At 67.9% G+C, this 6,025-nt stretch carries 5 protein-coding genes; 4 read left to right on the top strand and 1 reads right to left on the bottom strand.

All coding sequences use genetic code 11. The annotated features are described in order from the left end of the window. Positions 1–845, top strand: an 845-nt coding sequence (epmB, locus tag NON22_RS19080; protein WP_257388551.1) for an EF-P beta-lysylation protein EpmB, incomplete at its 5' end; no start/stop codon positions are given. 184 nt (positions 846–1,029) lie between these two features. After that, complete coding sequence (locus NON22_RS19075) at positions 1,030–3,102, top strand: EAL domain-containing response regulator (protein ID WP_257388550.1); 2,073 nt, start codon at positions 1,030–1,032, stop codon at positions 3,100–3,102. A 105-nt stretch (positions 3,103–3,207) separates the two neighbouring features. Here NON22_RS19075 and htpX read toward each other — a convergent pair whose 3' ends face one another. Then, positions 3,208–4,071 (bottom strand): protease HtpX, encoded by an 864-nt coding sequence (gene htpX, locus NON22_RS19070; protein WP_257388549.1) that lies wholly within the window; start codon positions 4,069–4,071, stop codon positions 3,208–3,210. Between the two features lie 171 nt (positions 4,072–4,242). Between htpX and gluQRS the strand changes: the two genes are divergently transcribed. Together gluQRS and phbB are read left to right on the top strand one after the other, a co-directional pair. Then, a complete protein-coding gene (gluQRS, locus tag NON22_RS19065; RefSeq protein WP_257388552.1) occupies positions 4,243–5,127 on the top strand; it encodes a tRNA glutamyl-Q(34) synthetase GluQRS in 885 nt (294 codons plus the stop codon). An 83-nt stretch (positions 5,128–5,210) separates the two neighbouring features. Further along, complete coding sequence (gene phbB, locus NON22_RS19060; RefSeq protein WP_257388548.1) at positions 5,211–5,951, top strand: acetoacetyl-CoA reductase; 741 nt, start codon at positions 5,211–5,213, stop codon at positions 5,949–5,951. Positions 5,952–6,025: the final 74 nt, after the last annotated feature.

Raw genomic sequence — 6,025 nt, 5'->3', positions numbered from 1 at the left:
CGCGCGGCTTCGTCGCGCGCATGCGGGCCGGCGACCCGGCCGACCCGCTGCTGCGCCAGGTGCTGCCGCTCGCGGCCGAGCTGGCGTCCCAGCCCGGGTTCACGGCCGACGCGGTCGGCGACCTGGCCGCGCGCTCGGCCCACGGCGTGCTGCAGAAATATGCCGGCCGCGCGCTGCTGATCGCGACCGGCTCCTGCGCGGTCAACTGCCGCTATTGCTTCCGCCGGCATTTTCCATATGCCGAAGAAACCGCCGCGGCCGGCCGCTGGCGCGAGGCCGTTGCGGCCGTCGCGGCCGATCCGACGATCGACGAGGTCATCCTGTCTGGCGGCGACCCGCTGTCCCTGTCCGATGCGAAGCTGGCCGAGCTGACCGCGGCCCTGCGCGACGTTCCCCATGTCCGGCGCCTGCGCCTGCACACGCGGCTGCCGGTCGTGCTGCCCGAGCGCGTCGATGCGGGCCTGCTGACCTGGCTCGCCGCGCTGCCGTTGCAGAAGGTCGTCGTGCTGCACGCCAACCACGCCAACGAATTCGACGCATCCGTCGACACCGCCTGCGCCGCATTGCACGCCGCCGGCTGTACCCTGCTGAACCAGGCCGTGCTGCTGCGCGGCGTCAACGACGATGCGGACGCGCTGGCCGCGCTGTCCGAGCGCGCGTTCGCCGCCGGCGTGCTGCCGTACTATCTGCATCAGCTCGACCGCGTGCTCGGCGCGGCCCATTTCGAGGTCGCCGACGACGCGGCGCTGGCCCTGGTCGAGGCGCTGCGGCAGCGTCTGCCAGGCTATCTCGTGCCGCGTCTGGTACGCGAGCTGGCCGGCGAAAAGTCAAAGACGCCGCTGTGACGCCGCACGCAAGCCGCTGGATTCAGTGTGGAAATAACCGGACGAATCCGGTAAAAACGGCGACAAGCGGTTGCTCGCACCTTCTTGCTTACCGATTCATCAAGATTGATCCGCCAGATGCGGAGCGATGCCGGGGTCATTTCCCTGCCGGCTGCGCGCGCGTCTGCCCGCCGTTCGAGGGGACATGAGTAAACAGGACAGCGTCATCAAGTTGCTGCTGATCGAGGATTCCGTCGAGGACGCCGAACAGCAGATCAGCGTCTTGCGCAACGGCGGCATCGCGGTACGCCCGGCGCGCGCCACGAACGAGGCGGAACTCGAAGAACAGATACTCCAGAGCACGCCGGATCTGATCCTCGTCAACCTCGCGGCCAAGACCCTGCGCCTGAGCCAGGTCGCCGACGCGGCCAACCGCGGCGGCAAGGACATCGCGATCGTCGGCAGCGCCGCCGGTCCGAGCGAAGACCTCATCGTCGAGGCGTTCCGCACCGGCTGCCGGGCGATCGCGCTGCGCGCGCGGCCCGATCACACGCAGATGGTCGTCAAGCGCGAGTTCGAGAGCCTGCTGATGCGCCGCAGCGTGCGCCGCCTCGAAGCGGCGCTGCGCGAGACCGAACGGCGCTGCGACTCCCTGCTCGACTCCTCGCGCGACCCGATCGCCTACGTGCACGAAGGCATGCACGTGCGCGCGAACAAGGCCTATCTCGAGATGTTCGGCTTCGACGAGTTCGAGGACATCGAGAGCATGTCCATCCTCGACATGATCGCGCCCGAGGACGCCGACGACTTCAAGGCGCTGCTCAAGAAGCTCTCCAAGGGCGAGAAGCCGCCGCAGAAGCTGAACCTCAAGGCACAGCGCTCCGACGGCTCGACCTTCGACTCGACCATGGAGTTCGCCGAAGCCAGCTACGAAGGCGAGCCCTGCCAGCAGATCATCTTCCGTCAGCAGACCAACAATCCCGAGCTCGAGAAGGAGCTCGACGCGCTGCGCTCGAAGGATCTCGTCACCGACCTCTACAACCGCCAGCACCTGCTCGTCGAGCTCGACCGCGCGGTCGCCGCGGCCGCGGCCGGCAGCAACGACCGCTGCCTGCTGCTGCTGGAGCCGGACAACTTCAAGAAGGTCCTCGACACCATCGGCATCGGCAACGCCGACCTGCTGCTGGGCGACCTGGCCAACCTCATGCGCCGCCATCTGGCCGAAGCCGACGTCGCCGCGCGCTTCGCCGACCACACCTTCGCCGTGCTGCTGGTCGGCCGCGACCAGGAAAACTCCAAGAAGGTCGCCGAAGTGCTGCTCAAGGCCTTCAGCGAACGCATCTTCGAGGTCGGCAAGCAGTCGATCAACGTGACGATGAGCGTCGGCGGCTGCCTGATCGGCGAAAAGAACGCGAACGCCCAGGCCATCCTGGCCAACGCGAACGCGACCTTGCGCGCGGCGCAGACCGAGGGCGGCAACCGCGTCAACATCTTCGACCCGGCTGCCCAGGACAAGGCCGCCGAGGAGAAGCAGCGCCACTGGCTCAAGCTCGTGCAGGACGCGCTGGCCAACAACGGCTTCGTGCTGTTCAACCAGCCCATCATCAGCCTGCACGGCGCCGACGGCGACTTCTTCGAGATCCTGCTGCGAATGCAGGGACCGAAGGGCGAGATCACGCCGAACTTCTTCCTGCCGATCGCCGAACAGAACGGCCTGATGCCGCAGATCGACCGCTGGGTCATCGCGCATGCGATCAAGGCGCTCGTCGAGCGCGAGAAGAGCGGCGTCAAGACCACGTATTTCATCAAGCTCACGCCGCAGTCGCTGGAAGACCAGACCCTGCTGCCGTGGATCGCGCAGCAGCTCAAGAACGCGCGCCTGCGCGGCGACGCGCTCGTGTTCGAGATGCCCGAAAGCAAGGTCGTCACGAGCCTCAAGCCCGCGCGCAGCTTCGTCGCGGGCCTCAAGCAGATCCATTGCGGCTTCGCGCTGGAGCAGTTCGGTTCCGGCCTGAATTCGATGCAGCTGCTCAAGCACATCGATGCGGACTACCTCAAGCTCGACCGCAGCTACATGGCCGAGCTGCCCAAGCACAAGGAAAACCAGGAAAAGCTCAAGGAGCTCTGCGACCAGGCGGCCCACGCCGGCAAGCAGACCGTGGCCGAATTCGTCGAGGACGCCGCGAGCATGTCGATCCTGTTCAGCTGCGGCGTCAACTTCGTGCAGGGCAACTTCCTGCAGGAGCCGGAAAAGGTCATGGTCTACGACCTGCAGTGAAACGGGCGGCCAGTGCCGTCTCGCTCATGAAAAAAGCGGCCTCTCGGCCGCTTTTTTCGTTGTGTGCCGCGGATTCCCGGCCGGCGGCCGGTCAGGCGCCGGTACTCAGGCCTGCTGCTGCAGCGCCGCGATACGTTCCTCGATCGGCGGATGGCTCGCGAACAGCTTGCCGAAGGAACCGGCAATGCCGAACGCGGCGACTTCCTTCGGCAGGGTCGACTCGCCGTGGCCGGCGGCCAGGCGCTGCAGCGCCGAGATCATCGCGCCCTTGCCTTCCAGGCGCGCCGCGCCGGCGTCGGCGCGGAACTCGCGCCAGCGCGAGAACCACATGACGATCAGCGAGGCGAACACGCCGAGCACGAGCTGCGCGACCATGACGGTCACGAAATAGCCGATGCCGCCACCGCCTTCGCTGTCGCGGCCGCCGCGCAGGAACGAATCGACGAGCGAGCCGATGATGCGCGCGAGGAAGATCACGAAGGTGTTCAGCACGCCCTGGATCAGGCCCATCGTGACCATGTCGCCGTTCGCGACGTGGCTGATCTCGTGCGCGAGCACGGCTTCGATCTGGCGCCGGTCCATGTTCTGCAGCAGCCCCATGCTGACCGCGACGAGCGCGCTGTCGCGGCTCATGCCGGTCGCGAACGCATTCATCTCCGGGCCGCCGTAGATCGCGACCTCCGGCATGCCGATGCCGGCCGCCTCGGCCTGGCGCTTGACCGTGCTATACAGCCACTGTTCGACTTCGTTCTGCGGCTGCGTGATGACCTGCGCGCCGGTCGCGCGTTTGGCCATCCATTTGGACAGGGCCAGCGATATGAACGAGCCGCCCATGCCGATGACCGCCGCCATGACCAGCAGCGAGGTCAGGTTGCGCGTGCTGCCGGCGTCGAGGCCGAACAGCTTGATCACGATGGTCAGCAGAAACAGGATGGCCAGGTTGGTGGCCAGGAACAACACGATGCGCATGACGACAGATTCCCGTAGCGGAAAACGAAATCCGGCTCCGGCCTTAGTTGCGTCCGGAACCGGCGAGTTCAAGCGCGCGCCGCGGGATGCAGCCGCACGGGCCGCAGGACGGACGGCCGCCGCACAACCTAGTCGGAGCGGCGTCGTCGACGCATGAACGACGTCCCTTCGGTGCCGTATCGAGGCCGCTTCGCGCCGTCGCCGACCGGCGCGTTGCATTTCGGCTCGCTCGTCGCCGCCGTCGGCAGCTGGTTGCGCGCGCGCAGCCGGAACGGCGCCTGGATCATCCGCGTCGAGGATCTCGATCCGCCGCGCGAAGTCGCCGGCGCGGCGCAACGACAGCTCGCAACCTTGGCCGCGTTCGGCCTGGTTTCCGACGAAGCGGTCGTCTGGCAGCACGAGCGCCAGGACGCCTACGCCGCGGCGCTGCGGCGACTGGTCGACGCCGGCGACGCGTTCGCCTGCTGGTGCAGCCGCAGCGATCTGCAAGCGAGCGCCGGACTGCATCGCAGCCCCTGCATCGCCGCGCCGTCAGCGGATCGCGCGCCGGCCTGGCGCCTGCGCGTGCCCGATGTCGTCGTAGGCTTCGACGACGTGCTGCTCGGCCGCTGCGAACAGCCGCTGGCCGCCGAGGTCGGCGACTTCGTCGTGCGCCGCGTCGAGGGCTACTACGCCTACCAGCTCGCCGTCGTCGTCGACGATGCGGCCCAGGGCATCAGCGAAGTCGTGCGCGGTGCCGACCTGCTCGACTCCACGCCGCGGCAGATCCTGCTGCAGCAGCGCCTGGGTTTCGCGACGCCGGCGTATCTGCATCTGCCGCTCGCGCTGGACGCGGCCGGGCGCAAGCTCAGCAAACAGGACAGCGCCCTGCCGATCGATGCGGCCGATCCGCTGCCGGCGCTGCGCGCCGCGCTCGACTTCCTCGGCCTGCCCGCGGCGCGTCTGGGCCCTGCGGGCACGCCGGCCGCGCTGCTCGCCGCGGCGATCGAGGTCTTCGACGTGAATGCGATTCCGCGCAGCGCGGCAATTGTGCAGATGCGTCATGGCAGGTCATGAGGCTTGTGTAGAATCCCGCGAAGTCCGCGTCTCGCGGCTTTCCCGCGTTGCGACGGATCACAACGACTAACTGGGAGTGGAGCATGACCACACGCGTGGCATTGGTGACGGGCGGAACGGGCGGTATCGGCACGGCGATCGTGCGCAAGCTGGCGGCGATGGGGCACAAGGTCGCGACCAACTATCGCGACAAGGCCCGCGCGACGGCCTGGCAGGAGGCCCTCAAGCGCGACGGCGTCGACGTGGCGCTCGCCGCCGGCGACGTGGCCGATCCGGCGTCCGCCGAATCGATGGTGCGCGAGGTCGTCGACCAGCTCGGTCCGGTGGACATCCTCGTCAACAACGCCGGCATCACGCGCGACAGCACGTTCCACAAGATGTCCGCGCTGCAGTGGCAGGACGTCATCAACACCAACCTCAATTCCTGCTTCAATGTGACCCGTCCGGTCATCGACGGCATGCGCGAGCGCAAATGGGGCCGCATCATCCAGATCAGCTCCATCAACGGCCAGAAGGGCCAGTACGGCCAGGCCAACTACGCCGCGTCCAAGGCCGGCATGCACGGCTTCACGATCTCGCTGGCCCAGGAGAACGCGAAGTTCGGCATCACCGTGAACACCGTCTCCCCGGGCTACGTCGCGACCGAGATGGTCATGGCCGTACCCGAGGAAGTGCGCGCCAAGATCGCCGCGCAGATCCCGGTGGGCCGCCTGGGGAATCCCGACGAGATCGCCTATGCGGTCGGCTTCTTCATCCCCGACGAGGCCGCCTGGGTCACCGGCGCCAACCTGTCGATCAACGGCGGCCATTACATGGGCTGGTGAGTCCCGCGCCCCGGCCGCCGCGGCGGCCGGGGCGCGCTGCGGCGCAACGCACGAGCCGCGCCGCAAAGGCGCCC

It is taken from the genome of Tahibacter caeni (assembly GCF_024609805.1).
Classification (GTDB): Bacteria; Pseudomonadota; Gammaproteobacteria; order Xanthomonadales; family Rhodanobacteraceae; genus Tahibacter; species Tahibacter caeni.
The sequence above is the reverse complement of the archived record's forward strand: the minus strand, read 5'-3'. Positions and strand labels throughout refer to the sequence as shown.

Coding starts and splice junctions, on each gene's coding strand:
- NON22_RS19075 (WP_257388550.1), top strand. CDS start 1,030: ATGAGTAAACAGGACAGCGTCATCAAGTTGCTGCTGATCGAGGATTCC.
- htpX (WP_257388549.1), bottom strand. CDS start 4,071: ATGCGCATCGTGTTGTTCCTGGCCACCAACCTGGCCATCCTGTTTCTG.
- phbB (WP_257388548.1), top strand. CDS start 5,211: ATGACCACACGCGTGGCATTGGTGACGGGCGGAACGGGCGGTATCGGC.